The sequence below is a fragment of the Luteimonas gilva genome (assembly GCF_005239095.1).
Taxonomy (GTDB): Bacteria; Pseudomonadota; Gammaproteobacteria; order Xanthomonadales; family Xanthomonadaceae; genus Luteimonas_C; species Luteimonas_C gilva.
This window is the reverse complement of record NZ_SZUA01000002.1, coordinates 86620-104573: the sequence shown is the minus strand read 5'-3', so window position 1 is coordinate 104573 and position 17954 is coordinate 86620. Positions and strand designations below refer to the sequence as shown.

At 67.3% G+C, this 17954-nt stretch carries 16 protein-coding genes; 6 read left to right on the top strand and 10 right to left on the bottom strand.

Annotated features, from left to right (window positions below; translation table 11 throughout):
* Positions 1 to 11: 11 nt before the first annotated feature.
* Both FCE95_RS08480 and FCE95_RS08475 read right to left on the bottom strand, forming a co-directional pair.
* Positions 12 to 641: a DUF2238 domain-containing protein gene (locus tag FCE95_RS08480; RefSeq protein ID WP_137266599.1), complete on the bottom strand. Its 630-nt coding sequence runs from the start codon at positions 639 to 641 to the stop codon at positions 12 to 14.
* A gap of 110 nt (positions 642 to 751) precedes the next feature.
* The gene (locus FCE95_RS08475; protein WP_137266598.1) at positions 752 to 1225 is read right to left on the bottom strand and encodes an Lrp/AsnC family transcriptional regulator; all 474 of its coding nucleotides are present in this window, start codon (positions 1223 to 1225) and stop codon (positions 752 to 754) included.
* Positions 1226 to 1345: 120 nt separating this feature from the next.
* Here FCE95_RS08475 and phhA point away from each other — a divergent pair, with 120 nt between their 5' ends.
* Positions 1346 to 2233: a phenylalanine 4-monooxygenase gene (phhA, locus tag FCE95_RS08470; protein WP_137266597.1), complete on the top strand. Its 888-nt coding sequence runs from the start codon at positions 1346 to 1348 to the stop codon at positions 2231 to 2233.
* Between the two features lie 123 nt (positions 2234 to 2356).
* Here phhA and FCE95_RS08465 read toward each other — a convergent pair whose 3' ends face one another.
* The 7 genes from FCE95_RS08465 to FCE95_RS08435 form a co-directional block, all read right to left on the bottom strand.
* Positions 2357 to 3049, bottom strand: a complete 693-nt coding sequence (locus FCE95_RS08465) for a helix-turn-helix transcriptional regulator (protein WP_137266596.1) — start codon at positions 3047 to 3049, stop codon at positions 2357 to 2359.
* 30 nt (positions 3050 to 3079) lie between these two features.
* Positions 3080 to 3835 carry a putative quinol monooxygenase gene (locus FCE95_RS08460; protein ID WP_137266595.1) on the bottom strand — a complete coding sequence of 252 codons (756 nt, stop codon included), beginning with the start codon at positions 3833 to 3835 and terminating at the stop codon, positions 3080 to 3082.
* A 30-nt stretch (positions 3836 to 3865) separates the two neighbouring features.
* A complete protein-coding gene (locus tag FCE95_RS08455; protein ID WP_137266594.1) occupies positions 3866 to 4339 on the bottom strand; it encodes a hypothetical protein in 474 nt (157 codons plus the stop codon).
* Between the two features lie 23 nt (positions 4340 to 4362).
* Positions 4363 to 5004 (bottom strand): hypothetical protein, encoded by a 642-nt coding sequence (locus FCE95_RS08450; protein ID WP_223266830.1) that lies wholly within the window; start codon positions 5002 to 5004, stop codon positions 4363 to 4365.
* 106 nt (positions 5005 to 5110) lie between these two features.
* On the bottom strand, positions 5111 to 6361 hold the full coding sequence (locus FCE95_RS08445) for a DUF4010 domain-containing protein (protein ID WP_137266593.1): 1251 nt from the start codon (positions 6359 to 6361) through the stop codon (positions 5111 to 5113).
* An 81-nt stretch (positions 6362 to 6442) separates the two neighbouring features.
* Positions 6443 to 7876, bottom strand: coding sequence for a sensor histidine kinase (locus tag FCE95_RS08440; protein WP_137266592.1), 1434 nt, complete (start codon positions 7874 to 7876; stop codon positions 6443 to 6445).
* On the bottom strand, positions 7873 to 8538 hold the full coding sequence (locus FCE95_RS08435; protein ID WP_137267534.1) for a response regulator transcription factor: 666 nt from the start codon (positions 8536 to 8538) through the stop codon (positions 7873 to 7875). The genes FCE95_RS08440 and FCE95_RS08435 overlap by 4 nt, the downstream gene beginning before the upstream one ends.
* Before the next feature lie 188 nt (positions 8539 to 8726).
* On the opposite strand from FCE95_RS08435, the gene FCE95_RS08430 reads away from it, so the two are divergent.
* The 4 genes from FCE95_RS08430 to FCE95_RS08415 all read left to right on the top strand — a co-directional run bounded on the left by FCE95_RS08430 (position 8727) and on the right by FCE95_RS08415 (position 13244).
* Positions 8727 to 9290 carry a hypothetical protein gene (locus FCE95_RS08430; RefSeq protein WP_137266591.1) on the top strand — a complete coding sequence of 188 codons (564 nt, stop codon included), beginning with the start codon at positions 8727 to 8729 and terminating at the stop codon, positions 9288 to 9290.
* Positions 9291 to 9441: 151 nt separating this feature from the next.
* On the top strand, positions 9442 to 10467 hold the full coding sequence (locus tag FCE95_RS08425; protein WP_137266590.1) for an MBL fold metallo-hydrolase: 1026 nt from the start codon (positions 9442 to 9444) through the stop codon (positions 10465 to 10467).
* 87 nt (positions 10468 to 10554) lie between these two features.
* The gene (locus FCE95_RS08420) at positions 10555 to 11586 is read left to right on the top strand and encodes a class 1 fructose-bisphosphatase (protein ID WP_137266589.1); all 1032 of its coding nucleotides are present in this window, start codon (positions 10555 to 10557) and stop codon (positions 11584 to 11586) included.
* A gap of 275 nt (positions 11587 to 11861) precedes the next feature.
* Entirely contained in the window at positions 11862 to 13244 is a 1383-nt protein-coding gene (locus tag FCE95_RS08415) for a sigma-54 dependent transcriptional regulator (RefSeq protein ID WP_223266829.1), read from the top strand.
* Between the two features lie 31 nt (positions 13245 to 13275).
* On the opposite strand, the gene FCE95_RS08410 is transcribed toward FCE95_RS08415, so the two are convergent.
* Positions 13276 to 15156: an MBL fold metallo-hydrolase gene (locus FCE95_RS08410; protein WP_137266588.1), complete on the bottom strand. Its 1881-nt coding sequence runs from the start codon at positions 15154 to 15156 to the stop codon at positions 13276 to 13278.
* A gap of 63 nt (positions 15157 to 15219) precedes the next feature.
* Here FCE95_RS08410 and FCE95_RS08405 point away from each other — a divergent pair, with 63 nt between their 5' ends.
* Positions 15220 to 17952 carry a serine/threonine-protein kinase gene (locus FCE95_RS08405; RefSeq protein WP_137266587.1) on the top strand — a complete coding sequence of 911 codons (2733 nt, stop codon included), beginning with the start codon at positions 15220 to 15222 and terminating at the stop codon, positions 17950 to 17952.
* The last annotated feature ends 2 nt before the right edge of the window (positions 17953 to 17954 follow it).

Genomic DNA, 17954 nt, shown 5'->3' with positions numbered 1-17954 from the left:
CAGGCTCGACTCTACGATGCCGGCCCGAGCTGCCGATCGTGCAACCGCGACCACACCAACAACGACACGATCGCCCCCATCAAGCACAAAAACATATCCCACTGCGTATCCCACTGATCGCCTTGCGTGGCGAGGAACGCATCGGCGTCCGCGCCGAAGGCCAGCGCCGCCCACCACTCGATCAGCTCGAAAAAGGCCGAAAAACTCAGGCACGCCGCCAGCACCAGATAGACCAACCAGCCGCCGCGGCGCAGCGGCGTCAGCCGCAACAACAATTCGCGCGCCAGGATCGCCGGCACGAAACCCTGCATGACATGGCCGACGCGATCCCAGGGATTGCGCTCGAAATGGAACAGGTCGCGCAGCCAGAAGCCCAGCGGCGTTTCCGCATAGGTGTAGGCGCCGCCGTGGATCAGCACCAGCGCATGCGCGGCCAGCAGCCAGCACAGCAACCGGGTCAGCGGAAAACGCGGCCAGGCGAAATAGATCAGCGGCAAGGCCGCGATCACCCACACCACTTCCATGAACCAGGTCATCCGGTCTTTCGGCGCGATGCCGGAGTAGATGAGCGCGCCGACGACCAGCGCGAGCAGCAGGATTCTTTCGGGCCGCGTGGGTGGAGCGGCTATCGGGAACGTCATCGCAGATCTCCTGATCGCTTTTTTGTAGGAGCGGCTTTAGCCGCGAGCTCTTCCTTCAAATCGCGACATCGCGGCGATTTCATAGGACAAGCTCGCGGCTAAAGCCGCTCCTACAAGGGCAAAGGCAATCCGCGCATCGCCTTGACGGTGCGCAGCACGAAACTGGAATTCACGTCCGCCACGCCGCTTTGGTTGAGCAAGCGATCGAGCAGGAAACGCGAAAAATGCTCCAGATCGCGCACCGCGACCTGCAGCAGATAATCCATGTCGCCGGTCAGCGCATGGCAGGCCACCACCTCGTCCCAGTCGTTGACGAAGCGGGCGAAGGCGGCGACGGATTCGGCGTCGTGATGGTTCAACTGCACGCGCACGAAAGCCTGCAGGCCCAAGCCGAGCCGCTCCGGATCCACCTCGGCGCGATAGCCGGCGATGACGCCATCGCGCTCCAGCCTTTGCACGCGGCGCAGGCAAGCCGACGCCGACAAATGCACGCGCTCGGCCAGCTCGGCATTGGTCTGGCGACCGTTGCGCTGCAGCTCGGCCAGCAGCAACAAATCGGTGCGATCGAGATCTATGGCGCTCATTTGCGTTGAATCCATCCATTCCTACGCACGTTTATTGCGCCTTATCGGCCATCCGACGCAATTTTGCAACCTTTTTGCGTCCTACGGCGATTACAGTGGCTGATCCCTCGGAGTCGCGCCATGAACCAGCCCCGCCGCGTCGAAAACCTGCATACCGACAAGGGCAAAGTGCCGGTCTACGCCACCGGCGTGGTCGAACAGCCCTGGGCCGATTACAGCGCCGTCGATCACGACGTCTGGCGCCGTCTGTACGAACGCCAGCGCCAGATCCTGGTCGGCCGCGCCAGCGACGAATTCTTGATCGCGCAAGACGCGATGGGCATGACCCCGGACCGCATTCCGAAATTCGACGATCTCAACCAAGCGCTGCGCGCGGCCACCGGCTGGGAGCTGATCGGCGTCGAAGGCTTGTTGCCGGAATTGGATTTCTTCGACCACCTGGCCAACCGCCGCTTTCCGGTCACCTGGTGGATCCGCAAGCCCGAGCAGATCGACTACATCGAAGAGCCCGACCTGTTCCACGATCTGTTCGGCCACGTGCCGCTGCTGATCAACCCGCTGTTCGCCGACTACATGCAGGCCTACGGCCGCGGCGGCGTGAAAGCGCACGGCATCGGCCCGGAAGCGCTGGTCAACCTGACCCGGCTGTACTGGTACACGGTCGAGTTCGGCTTGATCAAGCAGAAAGAAGGCTTGCGCATCTACGGCAGCGGCATCGTCTCTTCCAAAGGCGAGAGCATCCATTGCCTGGAAAGCGCGGCGCCGAACCGGATCGGTTTCGATCTGGAGCGGATCATGCGCACCCGCTACCGCATCGACACCTACCAGAAGACGTATTTCGTCATCGACAGCTTCGAACAGCTGATCGAAGCGACCGAGCCCGACTTCACCCCGATCTATGCGCGGCTGGCGGCGCAGGATTCGTATCCCGCCGGCACGGTGCTGGATGCCGACCAGGTGTATCACCGCGGCAGCGGCGAAGGCTGGGCCGGCGACGGGGACGTGTAGGGTGGGCTTCAGCCCACCATTGCCATTTCGCGACTACGACGAACAGCGATCGAGACGACGACCGTTCGCTTCTCCTGTTTTTCGTCACCGACCCGACATGGCAATGGCGGGCTGAAGCCCGCCCTACAAAGACGATGCGCCGCCGACGGCGGCCATATAGGCTTCCAATCCGCGCTCGGGCGCGTCCGGGAAAATTTCGTCCAGCTCGGCGATCGCGGCCATGCGGTCGGGCCTGAAATTGCGGAAGCCCACGCGCAGCCGGCACCACGCGCCCAGCGTCCACGCGCCGCCCCAGAACGCCAGGCATAAAGGTTCGACCACGCGCACGGTGATGCGCTCGTCCTTGTCGCGGTAATCCAATTGCAGCGGCCTGCGCGCTTCGATGGCCGCGTGCAGGCGGTCGATGACGCCGCTGGCTTCGATGCGATGCGGGCTTTCCGGCGCGAAGATGCGGGTGCGCCGGCTGCGTTCGCGCAGCTCCGGCGGCAGCACCGCTTCGATCTTCAGCAAGGCCGTCTTCGCGCCCAGGCCCAGGCGCTCGCCGCCGAACGCGCGCACGAAGCGCGTGCCGACCACCAAGGCCTCGAGCTCATCGACGTTGAACATCAGCGGCGGAATGTCCGAACCCTTGCGCAGCACGTAACCGACCCCGGCTTCGCCCTCGATCGGCACGCCCGACAACTGCAGGTCGGCCACGTCGCGGTACACCGTGCGCAAGGACACGGCCAAGGTCTCGGCCAGCGCGCGCGCGGGCATCGCCGAACGGCGTCCGCGCAGGGCATGGATGATCAGGAACAGGCGGTCGGCGCGGCGCATGCGCCATGATCGCGCGCGTCGGCATCGGACTCAATCTCCCAAGGCCCGCGAACGCGCCGCGGGAACCAAACGCCGCTCTTCGGCCGGCTTGCTCAAGCGCCAGGCCAATTCGGATTGCGCGTCGCGCCACGCCGTCGAATCGCGCAACGCGATGCGGTAGCGGCCGTACGCGTCCGCGCCCGCGAACGCGGCGACCCAGACGAAGACATGTTCGCCTTCGCGCACCGGCAGGCGCGGGAAATTGTTCTGCGCGTATTCGCTCGCGTACGCCGCCAGCGGGCGGGCGCCGGCGGCGCGCGCGGCGGGCAGCAAGCGTTCGCGCAGCAATTCGAGCGAGCCGGCATCGACCGGCGATGCGAACGAATAGGTCGTGACCAGGATGCGGATCTTGTCCTCGCCGGCGGCGCCGACCGGCGGCCGCGCGCCGGCGCCGGTCAGGCCCGCGCCGGACCACGCTTCGCGCAGCAGCAGCACGTTGTCCGAATCGATCATGGTCGCGTTCGCCGTGTCGCGATGCGTTCGCCAGGCCTCGCCGTGCAAATAGAACGCCGGCAGCGATTCGCCGCGCGCCTCCATGCTCGGAAAGCCGCGGAACCAGACGAAGCGGTCGGGCCGGTCTAGGTCGCGGAAATGCGCCAGCACGGCCATGCCGACGTCTTCCTGCGTTTCGATCAGATGCCGCTCGAACACGTCGATCAGCGCGTCGCGTTGGCCCGGTTCGAGCGTGTAGTCGCGCAGTTCGGCGATCGGGTAGGGGCCGGTGGCGGAATCGGTGTCGAAAACCATCGTTTGAACTCCATCAACAGAATGCTTTTGCTAGGCGACGCGAGTGAAACGCATGACCCAATTGGTTTCCCAGGTCTTGCCTTCGTCTATCGACCAGGCTTGCCGCCAAACCGCGCTGCTCGGCGTGACCTCGGACCACACGAAGCGCTGCAGCACCGGCCGGCCTGCATGCGTCTCGCGTCCGTAGAAGGTGCCGACGCCGTCCTTGAAGCCGCCGACCACCGGCGTTTCCAGGATGCCGGTGCGGTCGCTGGCCCAGTAGATGCTCCATTGCTTGGTCTTCGGATCGAACAGGCGCAGCGCCATGCCGACGTAGCCGCCGTCCCAGTCGCTGACGAAGTCGTCGATGTTGCCCATCCCGTCCAAGATCGGCCGGCAGCCTTGCGCGGCGTCGAACGTGTCCCATTCGTCGCTGCCGGCCAGGCGTTGCTTGAGGCGTTCGTTGCGGATCTTCCAGCGGCCGTGCAGGAAGTCGAAGTCTTGGCGTCCGTCGCGTGGGGTCATGGTGCGTGCTCCTGTCATTGCGTTCATGCGAGGCGGGTCATGTCCATGACCAGGTTGGTTTCCCAGGTCTTGCCCTGGTCGATCGAAAAAGCCTGTTCCCATTTCACGTGCGCGGCGGTGATCTCCGACCACAGGCAGCGCACGTACACGGGGCGGTCGCCGTCCTTGTCGTAGCCGAAGAAGGTGCCGATGCCGTCCTTGAAGCCGCCCACGACCGGCGGATCGAGCGTGCCGCTGCGGTTGGTCGACCAATACGCGCTCCACAAGCGCGTCTGCGGATTGAAGAAGCGGATCGCCATGCCGCGGAAATCGCCGCCGAAGTGATCGGTGCGGTAGTCGTCGATGCTGCCCAGGCCGCCGAGGATGGGTTTGCTCTCATCGGTGGCCGCGTACTCTTCCCAGTCGTCGCTGCCGACGAAACGTTCTTTGAGACGGCGGTTTCGCACTTGCCAGCGGCCGAGATAGAAATCGAAATCGCGGCGGCCGTCGTTCGGTGGCGCGGACGTGGGCATGGTGTCGGGTTTTCCGGAAGATGGGTTCGATGCCTTCGCCCGCGCTGCGGCCGGCAGGATCAAGGCGCTCGTCGCCGCGACTACGAGCAGGCGCCGGCGCGCGGGATCGGTATCCGCATCGGAATCGATGCGACGGTCGGGCGAGAACGGCATGCTGTTTCCTGGCTGCGTGCGGAGCGCACGCCGACAGCATCGCGGCCCGCTGCTGCCAACCTGCTGTCAGCAGGCGGAATGGCTCAGACCATTGGCGCTGAATGGCTCAGTTCGGCGCCCACCCGGCGCCGATCGCCGCGGCCGCCGTCATCGCCGCGAGTCCTGAGGCGATGCGCAGACCGTAGGCGGCGCCGCCGCTGAGGAAAGCGAGCACCGATTTCGCCGCCGAACTGGTCGCGAGCAAGGCGACGATCCCCCATCGCGCTTCGGCCATCGTGAGCGCCTGCGCGCCGGCGAGCTGCCCGACCGCCACGGCCGCGGCCTGCAGTTCGGCCATCGCGGCGAGCGCCGCGGCCAACAGCGCGCCGCGATCGCCGATCCATTCGCGCAACCATGCCGTCAGCAAGAGCAAACCGGCCACCGCCAGCGCGAACAGCAGCGCGTGGCTCAGTTTGAACGCGCGCGATTGCGAATCGCCGCGTTGCGCTTGTTCCGACGGCGCGTGCCGCAAGCCGAAGGCCGCGATCGCCGCCAACGCCAACGCCGCCGCGGCCAGCGAAACCGCGCTCGCGCGCAGCAGCGCGAGATTGCCGGCCGCCAATACGCCGGCCAACAACAGCAGCGAACCCAGGTTCGCCAACAGCGCCGCCGAGACCGCGTAACGCCGCGATGCCGGATCGTCCTTCGCGCGCTGACCGAAACCGGCGACCGCCGCGGTGGACGAAGCGAGGCCGGCGAAAAAGCCCGCTATCGGCATGCCGAAACGTGCGCCGACCAAACGCTGGGCGATGTGGCCGGCGACCCCGGCGGCCATCACCAGCACCACCAGCTTCCACAATTCCGCCGGCTTCAGCACGCCCCACGGATCGACCGCCTCTCGCGGCAGCAGCGGCCATACGATCAGCACGCAAGCGGCCAGCAGCAGACCGTCGCGCAATTCGCGCTCGCTGACCACTTCGCGCGCGAAGCGATGCATCGCTGTTTTCGCGTACAGCAGCACGGCGGCCACCACCGCAAGCGCCGCGGCGAGCGCGGGCGCGCGCATCGCCAATGCGCCGAGCAGCGCGGTGAACAGCAGCGCGATTTCGCCGGTCAGGCCCAGATCGCCTTCGGCACTGTGTTTGTAGCTGGCGAAGACGAGCAAGGCCACGGCCGCGAACGCCGCCACGAAGACGGGCACGCCGAGATGCCAAGCCACCGCCGCCGATACCGCGGTCAGCGCATGCGTGCGCAAGCCGGCGGCCGAGGGGCCGTGTTCGGGATCGTCCTTGCGCCGCTCGCGCACGACGCCGATCAGCAGCCCTGCGCCCAGCGCGGTCAGCAGGCCTTGCAGCAGCGTATGGACTTCGAAATCCATGGCCGAAGTGTAGCCCGGGTAAGCGCAGCGCACCCGGGAACACGCCGCGACATGGCCCCGGGTGCGCTGCGCTTACCCGGGCTACGGCTCAGGCGCGTTTTCCGCCGCGGAGGGGAAGTAGACCGTCACCGACAAACCGCGCCCGCCGATGCCGTCGCCGACTTCTATCCGCGCGCCGTGGCTGCGCGCCGCGCGCGCGACCAGCGACAAACCGATGCCGCTGCCGCGATCGCCCTGGCTCTGGCCGTTGCCGTTCGGCGCGCGGTAGAAGCGGTCGAAGATGCGTTCGCGGTCGGCGGCGGGTACGCCTGGGCCGTCGTCGGCCACCTGCAGCACGATGCCCGGCGCATCGTCGCGCAACGCCGGTCCGCACGACACCGAGATCGTGCCGCCTTCGCCGGCGTAACGCACCGCGTTGTCGAGCAAGTTGCGCAACAAGATGCCGAGCTGGTCGACATCGCCGGTCACGATCGCCGGCTCGGCGTTGAGGGTGATGCGCTGGCGGCGTTGGCGCGCCAAGGTTTCGACGTCGCGCACCAGCAGCACCAGCAGCTCGGACAGATCCACCGGACCGCGTTCGGCGCCGTCGGCGGCCGTGTCCAAGCGCGCCAGGTCCAGCAATTGCTCGGACAAGCGCGCGCTGCGCTGCACGCCGGCGTTGAGCCGCTGCAGCGCCGCGTTCTTCTCTTCGATGGTATTCGCGCGCAGCGCCAGGTCGGCGTGCGCGGTCAGCACGGCCAAGGGCGTGCGCAATTCGTGCGCGGCGTCGGCGATGAAGCGGCGTTCGTGCTGCAAGGCTTCGTCGACGCGGCCCAGCTGGCGGTTGAAGGCTTCCACCAACGGCTGCAATTCGGCCGGGATCGGCCCCAGCGGCAGCGGCGTCAGATCCAGGGGCGGGCGTTCGAGCAGTTTTTTGCGCAGCGCCGTCACCGGGCGCAACGAGCGCCCGATCACCAGCCACGCCACCAAGCCGAACAGCACGAACACTTGCGCGGCGGCGATCAAACCCACCCGCACCCAGCCGCTGAACTCCTCGGCCATCATGTCCTGGGTGCGGCCGACTTGGACGATGATGCCGCGCTTGGCGTCGGCGACGCTGTACACGCGCCAGGTCTCTCCGTCGATGCGGCGGGTGGCGAAACCGTCGCGGAAATCCGGTTTCATCGCCATCACCGGCGCGGCCGGGGAATGCACGACGTTGCGGCCGGCGGCCCATATCTGGAAGCTCATCTTCTGATCGTCGCGGCGCTCGCTCGGTTGCGGCGGCTTGGCCGTATGCGCCAGCAGCGCGAGATTGTCGGGCATCGAATCCAGGATCTGGGTCGCTATCTCGCGCAGCGACGCATCCCAGAATCCGGTGCGTTCGCGGGTCAGCTGCCAGCTCTGGTAACCCTTCCAGCACAGGAAGGCGAGCACGATGCAAAACAGCAGCGCCTTGGTCAGGTGCCAACGCAGCGAATGCCGCTCGCGAAAGCGGCGATGCTGGCGGAAGCGTTCGCGCCAATCCCGGTTCACGGTTGCGGCCCGCCGATGCGATAGCCGTAGCCGTGCACGGTGCCGATCAGCTTTTCGCCGAGCTTGCGCCGCAGCTGGTGCACGTAGACCGCGATGGTGTTGCTCTCGATGGTGCCGGAGCTGCCGTACACCGCTTCCTCCAATTGTTCGCGCGTGGTCACCCTGCCCTGGCGTTCCAGCAACAGCATGAGCGTGAGGAATTCGTGCGTGCTGACTTGCACCGGCTTGCCGTCGCGGGTGACCAAGCGCTTGGCCGGATCCAAAGCGACATCGGCATGGCTCAGCACCGGCGATACGCGGCCCTGGCTGCGGCGCAAGACCGCGCGCAGGCGCGCGTACAGTTCGTCGGGCTGAAAGGGCTTCACGATGTAATCGTCGGCGCCGGCGTCGAGACCGGCGATGCGGTCGCTGAGCTTGTCGCGGGCGGTGATGATCAGCACCGGCGTGGTGTCGTAACGTCCGCGCAAGAACGACAGCACGCTCAGTCCGGAACTGCCGGGCAGGCCCAGATCCAGCAGCACCGCGTCGTAGCCGTGATCGACCAATGCGGTGCGCGCGGCGCCGGCGTCGGCGGCCCAGTCCACGCTGGCGCCGAGCTGCTCCAGCCCGGCGCGCAGCGCGTCGGCCAGCATCGCATCGTCTTCCACCAGCAGCAGATTCATGCCTTTCTCGTTGCCCATGCCGTCACTGTGCGCCGGCGCAATTAAAAACTTCTTAAAACCGGCCTTCTAGGCTGGCTTCGCAGGTTACGGAAAACCGTCCGCGACCGCAGGCCTGGAGTCCCCCCGATGTCTCCGCACGCTCGCCTGATCGCCTTGCCGATGCTAACCGCCGCTGTGCTGGCCGTGCCATGAGCGCCGCTTTCCTGATCCTGGAGTCGATGATGAACGCCGAAGTCTTGACCCTGTCGCGCTTGAAACCCTTATCCGTGCGTCCGGTAAATCGCGACGACATACCCGACCTGCTGCGGCTGTGCGCCGAGCACGCCGAAGTCGTGGCCTTCGAACGCCTGCCCTACGGCCGCGCGCGCCAGGATCCGATGGAATTGATCGAGGCCCTTTTCGAGCCGCCGTTGCGCGCCTGGGCCTGGCTGCTGCGCGCCGGCGACGAAGCCGTCGGCTATGCGGCCGCGACGGTGGGTTTTTCGCTGCTGGAACGCGGCTACTACCTGCAATTGGAACCTTGGCATGTGCGCCCGCTCTGGCGCGCCGGCCAAGCCGATCGCCTACTGCTGGAACAGGCGCGCGAATTGGCGGCGAAGCTGGGCTGCCTGAACCTGCAATGGCAAGCGCCGGCCTGGAGTCTGGCGGGACGCCCATCGGGCGCGAACGCGCAGGCCACGCGAATCGAAACCACTCGCTATGTGTTGCCGGCAGGCGCGACCTTGCTCAGCGACGCTTCCGCGAATGCCTGATTCTCCCTGCTTCGTAGAGCGGGGCTTGCTCCGCTGCCCTTGCTCTCGCATGCCATCGCTTTCGCCCGCATCCCCTTCCGGCCGAAGCGAAAAGCAGCGGAGCAAGCCCCGCTCTACAAAGCGCTTCTTTCTCGCTCTTTCCATTCTGATCATGACCACCGCCACGCTTTCCTCCTGCACCACCACCGCGCACTACGCGGACTCCCCGCAATATCGCGACGGCGCTTTCCGCAATCCGGTTCAGCCGAAGATGCGCGGCAATGCCTTCGTCATGACCTGGCGCTTCCTGTTCGGCAAGCCCAAGGACACCGTGCCCACGGCGCCGTTGCCGGTGACCGCGATCACGCCCGACATCCTGCGCGCGACGCCCGACGGCAGCCTGTTCCGCCTCGGCCATTCGACCGTGCTGTTGAAGCTGGGCGATGCGTTCTGGCTGACCGACCCGGTGTTCTCGCGCCGCGCCTCGCCGATGCAGTGGGCGGGGCCGGAACGCTTCCATCCGCCGCCGATCTCGATCGCCGAGCTACCGCCGATCGAAGGCGTGATCCTGTCGCACGATCATTACGACCATCTCGACAAGGCCGCGATCCTGGAACTCACGCCGAAGACGAAATATTTCCTGACCCCGCTCGGCGTCGGCGATCTGTTGGTCGAATGGGGCGTGCCGGCGGACAAAGTGCTGCAGCTGGACTGGTGGGATTCGATTCCGGTCGGCGGCATGCGTTTCACCGCCACGCCCGCGCAGCATTTCTCCGGGCGCGCGCCGTTCGCCGAGAATCCGACGCTGTGGGCCTCGTGGGTCATCGAGGGCGCCGGCCTGCGCGTGTTCTTCAGCGGCGACACCGGCTATTTCGACGGCTTCAAAGCGATCGGCGACAAGTTCGGCCCATTCGACCTGACCTTGGTCGAATGCGGCGCGTACAACCAGGACTGGCCCGACGTGCACATGCAGCCCGAACAGACGCTGCAGGCGCATCTGGACTTGCGCGGCAAGCGGCTGATGCCGGTGCACAACGGCACCTTCGATCTGGCTTTCCACGGTTGGCGCGAGCCGATGGATCGGATCACCGCGCTGGCCGCGGCGCACGGCGTGGAGATCGCCACGCCGGCGATCGGCCAACCGCTATCGGTCCGCGAATCCGCCGCGACCGCAGCATGGTGGCGAACCGCGCGCTGAGGCCTGCAAACGTTTCCAGCACATCCCGTTGGGCCGCGTTTTGCGCGGATCGGCGACAATGGCGGCCTTCCATCGCCGAACCGAGCCATGTCGTCCATTTCCCTGACCCGTTTCCTGATCGAAGAAGAGCGCGCCGGCCACGTCAATCCGGATTTGCGCCTGCTGATCGAAGTCGTCGCGCGCGCCTGCAAATCGATTTCGGTGGCGGTGGGCAAGGGCGCATTGGGCGGGGTGCTGGGCGACGTCATCGCCAGCGGCGCGGCCAGCATCAATGTCCAGGGCGAAGCGCAGAAGAAGCTCGATGTGCTGAGCAACGAGATCCTGCTGGAAGCCAACGCCTGGGGCGGGCATCTGGCGGCTTGCGCGTCGGAAGAAATGGACCACAGCCAGCCGATCCCGGACGCGTTCCCGCGCGGCGCCTATCTGTTGCTGTTCGATCCGCTGGACGGCAGCAGCAATATCGACGTCAACGTCAGCGTCGGCACCATCTTCTCGGTGCTGCGTTGCCCCGAAGGCGTGGAGCAGGCCGGCGACGAGCACTTCCTGCAGCCGGGGCGCGAACAGGTCGCCGCCGGCTACTGCATCTACGGGCCGAGCACGATGCTGGTGCTGACCATCGGCCACGGCACGCACGCGTTCACCTTGGACCGCGAGCAGGGAAGCTTCGTGCTGACCCAGAAAGGCATGCGCGTGCCGGAGGAAACCAAGGAGTTCGCGATCAACGTCTCCAACCAGCGCCATTGGGAAGCGCCGATGCAGCGCTACGTGTCGGACTTGCTGGCCGGCAAGGAAGGCCCGCGCGGCAAGGATTTCAACATGCGCTGGATCGCCTCGATGGTGGCCGACGTGCACCGCATCCTCACCCGCGGCGGCATCTTCATCTACCCCTGGGACCGCAAGGATCCGGGCAAGGCCGGCAAGCTGCGCCTGATGTACGAGGCCAATCCGATGGCGATGCTGGTCGAGCAGGCCGGCGGCGCGGCCAGCAACGGCCGCGAACGGATCATGGACATCGCGCCTTCGCAATTGCACCAGCGCGTGCCGGTGTTCCTGGGTTCGAAGAAGGAAGTGGCCGAAGCGACGCGCTATCACCTCGAACACGACGCCAACCCGGCCTGATCCGCTTTTCGTAGAGTCGAGCCTGCTCGACTGCTTTTTCCCGTCGCACGCGGATATCTGGCCGAAGAGCAGTCGAGCAGGCTCGACTCTACGAAGGGCCCGATTGCGGCGCCTCAGCAAGAAACATGCCGCAGATTGGCGTCATCGAAACGTCAGATTGATCGCCAGCTTGTCCTGTTTCGGTCATCGGCTGCGTTCACCCTACTACCCACCGGCTTTCGAGCGCTCCGTTGCGGACCGGCGGAGGTGGGTAACGAATCGGGGAGAAGGTGCGGATGAGCGCGCAAGCGGCTCGCGACGTTATCTATTTCGCCTGCGCGCCGACGGACGGCTCGCCGACGCTGCAAGGACTGGCCGCTTTGGGCTGGAACCTGCGCCGCGCCGACAGCATGCCGGCGGTGTTGAAGATCCTGCGCGGCCATCCCGGCCTGCGTTTCGCGGCTTTGCTCGATCTGCGCGGCGGCTTCGACGCGCGCGATCTGGCGGCGATGGCGCCGGTGCTGTCGGCCAGCAACGCCGGCTGGGTCGCCTGCGTGCAACCGGACCAGTTGACGCAGGAACCGATCCGGCAACTCATCCGCGACTACTGCTATGACTACGTCACCCTGCCCTGCCCGGAACTGGTCCTGAGCACGGTGATCGGCCACGCCTACGGCATGGCTTCGCTGTCGCCGCGCGCGCTGGACGTCGCTCCGGACAGCAACGACGGCATGATCGGCGAATGCCCGCCGATGCGCGCGCTGTATCGCGCGCTGCGCAAGTCCGCCTTGACCCAGGCGCCGGTCTTCATCGCCGGCGAAACGGGCACCGGCAAGGAACTCGCGGCGCAGGCCATCCATCGCCATTCCTCGCGCCACGATCAACCTTTCGCGGCGATCAATTGCGGCGCGATCGCGCAGAACCTCGTGCAATCCGAATTGTTCGGCTACGAGCGCGGCGCGTTCACCGGCGCGCAGCAGCGCAAGATCGGCCGGATCGAGCATGCCCATCGCGGCACGCTGTTCCTCGACGAGATCGGCGATTTGCCGCTCGATTGCCAAGCCTCGTTGCTGCGCTTCCTGCAGGAGGGCTATTTCGAACGCGTCGGCGGGCACGAGCCGATCCGGGTCGACGTGCGGATCATTTCCGCCACCCATCAGGACTTGCGCGCGCTGATCGCCGAAGGCCGCTTCCGCGCCGATCTCTACCATCGGCTGTGCGTGCTGCGCCTGGAACAGCCGCCGCTGCGCGAGCGCGGCGACGACATCCTGCGCCTGGCCGAGAATGCGTTGCAGCGCTACGCCAGCGAAGGCCGGCGGGTGATCCGCGGCTTCTCGCCGTGCGCGATCCACGCCATGCACACCTACGAATGGCCCGGCAACGTGCGCGAGTTGATCAACCGCGTGCGCCAGGCGGTGGTGATGGCGGACGGGCGCTTGATCACCGCTTCGGACATGCATCTGGCCGACGAGCACACCAGCATGCTGCCGCAGACGCTGGAGGAAGCGCGCAACGTCGCCGAATGCGCCGCGATCCAGCAGGCGCTGCGTCGCAATCGGCATCGCTTGATCGACGCGGCGCGCGACTTGGGCGTATCGCGGGTGACCTTGTACCGGCTGATGGAGCGGCACAATATGCGCCGGCCCGAGTCCGAAACCAGCGACGCCGGCGCGGCTTGATCTCCGCCTCTTGCAGGAGCGGCGTCGGCGCCTATTTCCGCGGCGGAAACCAGACGTTGAGGATCTTGCCGTCGCGCACTTCGTACACCGCGATCGCTTCGGGCACGCCGCGTTCCGGCGGCAAGCCGCGGATGAGTTCGTGGTCGACCACGATCGGGCCGCTGACGATGCGGTTGGCGCGCTCGGCGCGGTAGGCCTTGGGCGCTTCCTTGAGGAAGAGGTAGTCCTCGCGCAAAGTGCGCAGGCCTTTGCGCGGCGGCTTATCACTGCTGAGGTTGTGGATGGCGACGCCTTCCGCATAGCACGAGACGAAGGTGTCCAGATCGTGCGCGTTGTAGGCATCGAGCTGGGCCTGCACGACTTTTTCCGGATCGGACGAATTTCCGCAGCTCGCGGCCGCTGCGGGCGGGCGCGCCTGCGCCTTGCGCAGGCGCAAGGCTTCGGTCAGGTCCGCACGCTTGCCGCTGCGTCCGTGCACGCCGACGATGTTGACGACGTCCAGGTGTTGGCTTTCGATCAGAGCGGCGAGTTCTTCGCCCACCGCGAACGCCGCCTGCACCGGTCCGACTTCGGGCAAAAAGAACAGGTCGCCCTGGAAAACCGTGCGCGACTCGGGCGCATAGCCCACCAACATGGTTTCGGAATGGCCGCTGTCGATCGGATAGAGATCCACGCGCTTGCCGCCCAGGTCGATTCGGCGATGCGCTGCGAGCTCGGTGAGCTTGGCGGGCGCCTTGTCGCCCAGGTTCCGCTTCAGCGCGACGCCCGCATGGGCGCCGGCGAAGACCTCCACGTCGCCGTCCGCCAGGTAAGCGGGCAAGCCGCCGAAATGGTCGCCATGCGCGTGCGACACCACCACATAGGCGATGCGGCGGCCGGGCGCGGCGCGCTCGATCTCCGCCTTCACTTTGGCCGCTTCTTCCGGAGCGATCGGCGCATCGAACACCACGACGCTCCGGTCGCCGACGACGAATCCGGTGTGGTAACCGGAGGGCGCGCCGTCGATCCGGTACGCCCCTTCGCCGAGCGGCGTGGCCCGCAGCGGACCGGGCGAAGACTTTTCGACATACCCCGGCGGCAAAACGAATTCGGCGGCGGGCGCAGCGGCCGCGCGCAGCGAGACGTCGCTCCAAACGTAGTTGAGCTTGCCGTCCCGCGATTGTTCGATGCGCCCGGGTTGCCTCAGGCCCGCGACTTCGCGGTATTCGGAGTAGGCGTAACTGCGCGGGCCGACGCTCGCGGCGAGCACTTGGCCGCTGGCCGGATCCAGGGTCAGGGTCGCGGCCCTGCCGGCGCCGTCTTGAAACGCGACCGTCGCGCTTGCGCCTTCGGTCGCGACCTTGGCGCCGCGCGCCGATGCGTCGCGCAACAACAGCGCAGGCGCGAGGAACAACAGATCGGCATGGTCTTCGCGCGAGCTTTCGGCCGTCTCGCGATCGATTTGGATGCCGTCGCGCCATTTCAGTTCGTCGATGGTGGCCGACCCCGACGCCGACCCGACCGTCAGAAAACCGAACTCGATGTTTCCCGGATAAAGGGTGCGCGTGCGCCAGCGGAATCTGCCGTCGCGATCGATCAGCACCGTTTGCTTGGCTTCGACCTTGGCGATGGCGACGTCGGCGGTGCGCGCCTGATCGGGCGTGTAGCGGAGTCCGCGCATGTCCAGTTCCACGGCGGAGGTCGTCGCCGGCAGCCTCGAGTAGTCGAGAGCGCGTTGCAAGATGTCCGATTCCGCCTGCGCGGGAGCGGGCGCATTCGCGGCGAACGCCGCAAAGCACAGGGCCAGGGACAGGGATAGACTTGCGAGGCGCAAGACTCGGACGGAAAGATTCGAAGCCATGCGATCCACCTGGTCGGCGCGAACCGCGATCTTGCTGGCGATGCCCCGCAACACCAATAGGCCGTAAGTCATCAGAAATAGGCAGGGCTGGCCCGGGACCCCTAGAATCGCGGTTCGCGATCTCGGGGGCGGGATATGAGCGAGGATCGTTGGCGGCGCATCAGGACGTTGTTCGAACGGCTGGCGGAACTGCCTGCCGAACGATGGCGCGAGCGTTTGGCCGAAGCCTGCGGCGGCGATCGCGAACTCGAGCGCGAAGTGCTGGATCTGCTGATCGCCGACGCCGATGCGGCGCAGCCGCAGGAACGCATCGCGCGCGGCGTCGAAGCGATGGCCGCGGACACCGGCGAACGCCTGGCCGGCATGCGCCTGGGCCCGTTCCGCCTGCTCGAGCCGATCGGCCGCGGCGGCATGGGCGCGGTCTGGCTGGCCGAACGCGCCGACGGGCAGTTCGCGCAGCGGGTCGCGATCAAATTGGTGCGCAGCCAGTGGGACGAAAACGAGCTGCATGCGCGTTTCCGCGCCGAGCGGCAGATGCTGGCCGATCTGCGCCATCCGAATATCGCGAGCCTGATCGACGGCGGCGTGACCGCGGACGGCAAGCCCTGGCTGGCGCTGGAATACGTCGACGGCGTCGACCTGTGCCGCTACGCCGAGCGCCAGCGGCTCGACCTGAGGCAACGCGTGGCGCTGTTCCTGACCGTGTGCTCGGCGGTGACCCACGCCCATGCGCGGCTGATCGTGCACCGCGACCTGAAGCCCTCCAACATCCTGGTCCGCGACGACGGCATGGTGAAGCTGCTCGATTTCGGCATCGCCAAGCTGATCGACGCGCCCGCCGCGCAGGCCACCGCGATCCGCGCGTTCACGCCCGAATACGCCGCGCCCGAGCAGATCCGCGGCGAACCGGTCACCACTGCGGTCGACATCTACACCTTGGGCCTGCTGCTGTACGAACTGCTGACCGGGCGCGGCCCGTACGCGCTGGATCGTGCGACGCCTTCGGCTTACGAGCGCGCCGCGCTCGAGCAGACGCCGACGCGGCCGAGCCAGGCCGTCGCCCGCGATGCCGCCGAGGGCGCCAATGCGGCCGAATTGGCGGCGCAACGCCGGCTGACGCCGCAGCGGTTGCGGCGCGAGCTGCGCGGCGACCTGGACGCGATCGTGCTCAAGGCGCTGCGCAAGGAACCCGAGCAGCGCTACGCGTCGGTGCAAGACTTGGCCGGCGATCTGCGCGCATGGCTGCAGCATCGCCCGGTCGAAGCGCGCCGCGGCGGTTGGCGTTACGGCGCGGCGCGTTTCCTGCGCCGGCACGCGTTCGCCGCGAGCATGGGCGCGGTGGCGGCGGCGGCCTTGTGCGGCGGCTTGGGCGTCGCGCTTTGGCAGGCGCAGCAAGCGCGGCTGCAGCGCGACGTGGCGGTGGCCGAGGCGTCCAAATCGCGCGCCGTGGTCGACTTCATGCGCGGCCTGTTCGAACTGGCCGATCCGGACAAAGCCCGCGGCGAACAAGTCACCGCGCGCGAACTGCTGGCGCGCGGCGCCAGCGACATCCGCGGCCGCTTCGAAAAACAGCCGGAAGTGCGCGCCGAACTGCTGGCTGCGATGGCCGACGCGCAACGCGGCCTGGGCCTGTACGCCGACGCTTTGCCGCTGGCCGAAGAAGCCTCGCGCCTGGGCCGCGAACTGGGCGCGGATTCGATCTACCGCTCGGCCGAATTGAACCGCGTGCGTAGCCTGCTCGCCTTGGCCCGTTACGACGATGCGTTGGCGGCGCTCGCGCCGCTGCGCGCGGCTTCGGCGGAAGACGCGGAAAACGCGGCGCTGCGTGCCGACGCCGAATATCTGCGGGCGCAAGCGCTGCGGGCGCTGAACCGTTTCGACGAAGCCGATGCGGCCTACGCCCAGGCCTACCGCGAACAAACCCGGCTGCACGGCGCCGGCGACCGGCGCAGCCAAGACGTGGCGATGCGCTATGTCGCGCTGCTGGTGCTGCGCGACCGCAAGCAGGAAGCCGAAACGCTGGCGCGCGCCACCCTCGCCGCCGTGCGCGAGCGCACCGGCCGCCGCGATCCGCATTTGGCCGAAGCCATCGCCAGTCTCGCGGTCGTGCTGGCCAACAACGGTCCGCTGTCGGAAGCCGAAGCGCTGCGCCGCGAAGAAGTCGAGATCCGGCGCGCCGCGCAAGGCGCCGATCATCCCGACACGGTCGGCGCCCTGAACAACCTGGCCGCCGTGCAATACGCGCAACGCCGCTTCGCCGAAGCCGCCGACACCTTCGCCGCGGTATTGGCCAAGCGCCGCGCCCAATTCGGCGATGCGCATCCGCTGGTGGCCACCGCCGCCAGCAATCTGGCCAATTGCGAACTGGAACTGGGCCGCGCCGGAAACGGCAAGCGCCTGGCCGAAGAAGCCTTGCGGATACGCCTGGCGCAGTACGGCCCGGACCATCACACCACCGCCGCGGCGTTATTGACCCTGGGCGCGGCCGAGCTCGATCTGGGCGAATACGCCGCCGCCGAACGGCATCTGCGCGAATCGGTGCGCGCCTACGACAAGGCCATGGGCGCCGGCAGCACGCATGCCCTGGCCGCGCTGCGCGAACTGACCCGCGCCGAATTGCTCGCCGGACATGCCGATCCGCAATGCGTCGCCGCCGAGCGCGCCTACGCGATGGCGCCGCCGCGCGCAAACGACGCGCCCAAGCACGCCTATCTCAGCGCGCAGCGCGCCGCTTGCTGGCTCGCGAACGGCCGGCGCGAGGCCGCATCCGCCCTGGCCGCCGATCTGGCCCTATTGCGCAAGGCATGGGGCGAAGACGACCGCCGCACCCGCAAAGTCGTCGCATTGGCGCAGGTCGCCGCCCGGTAGCG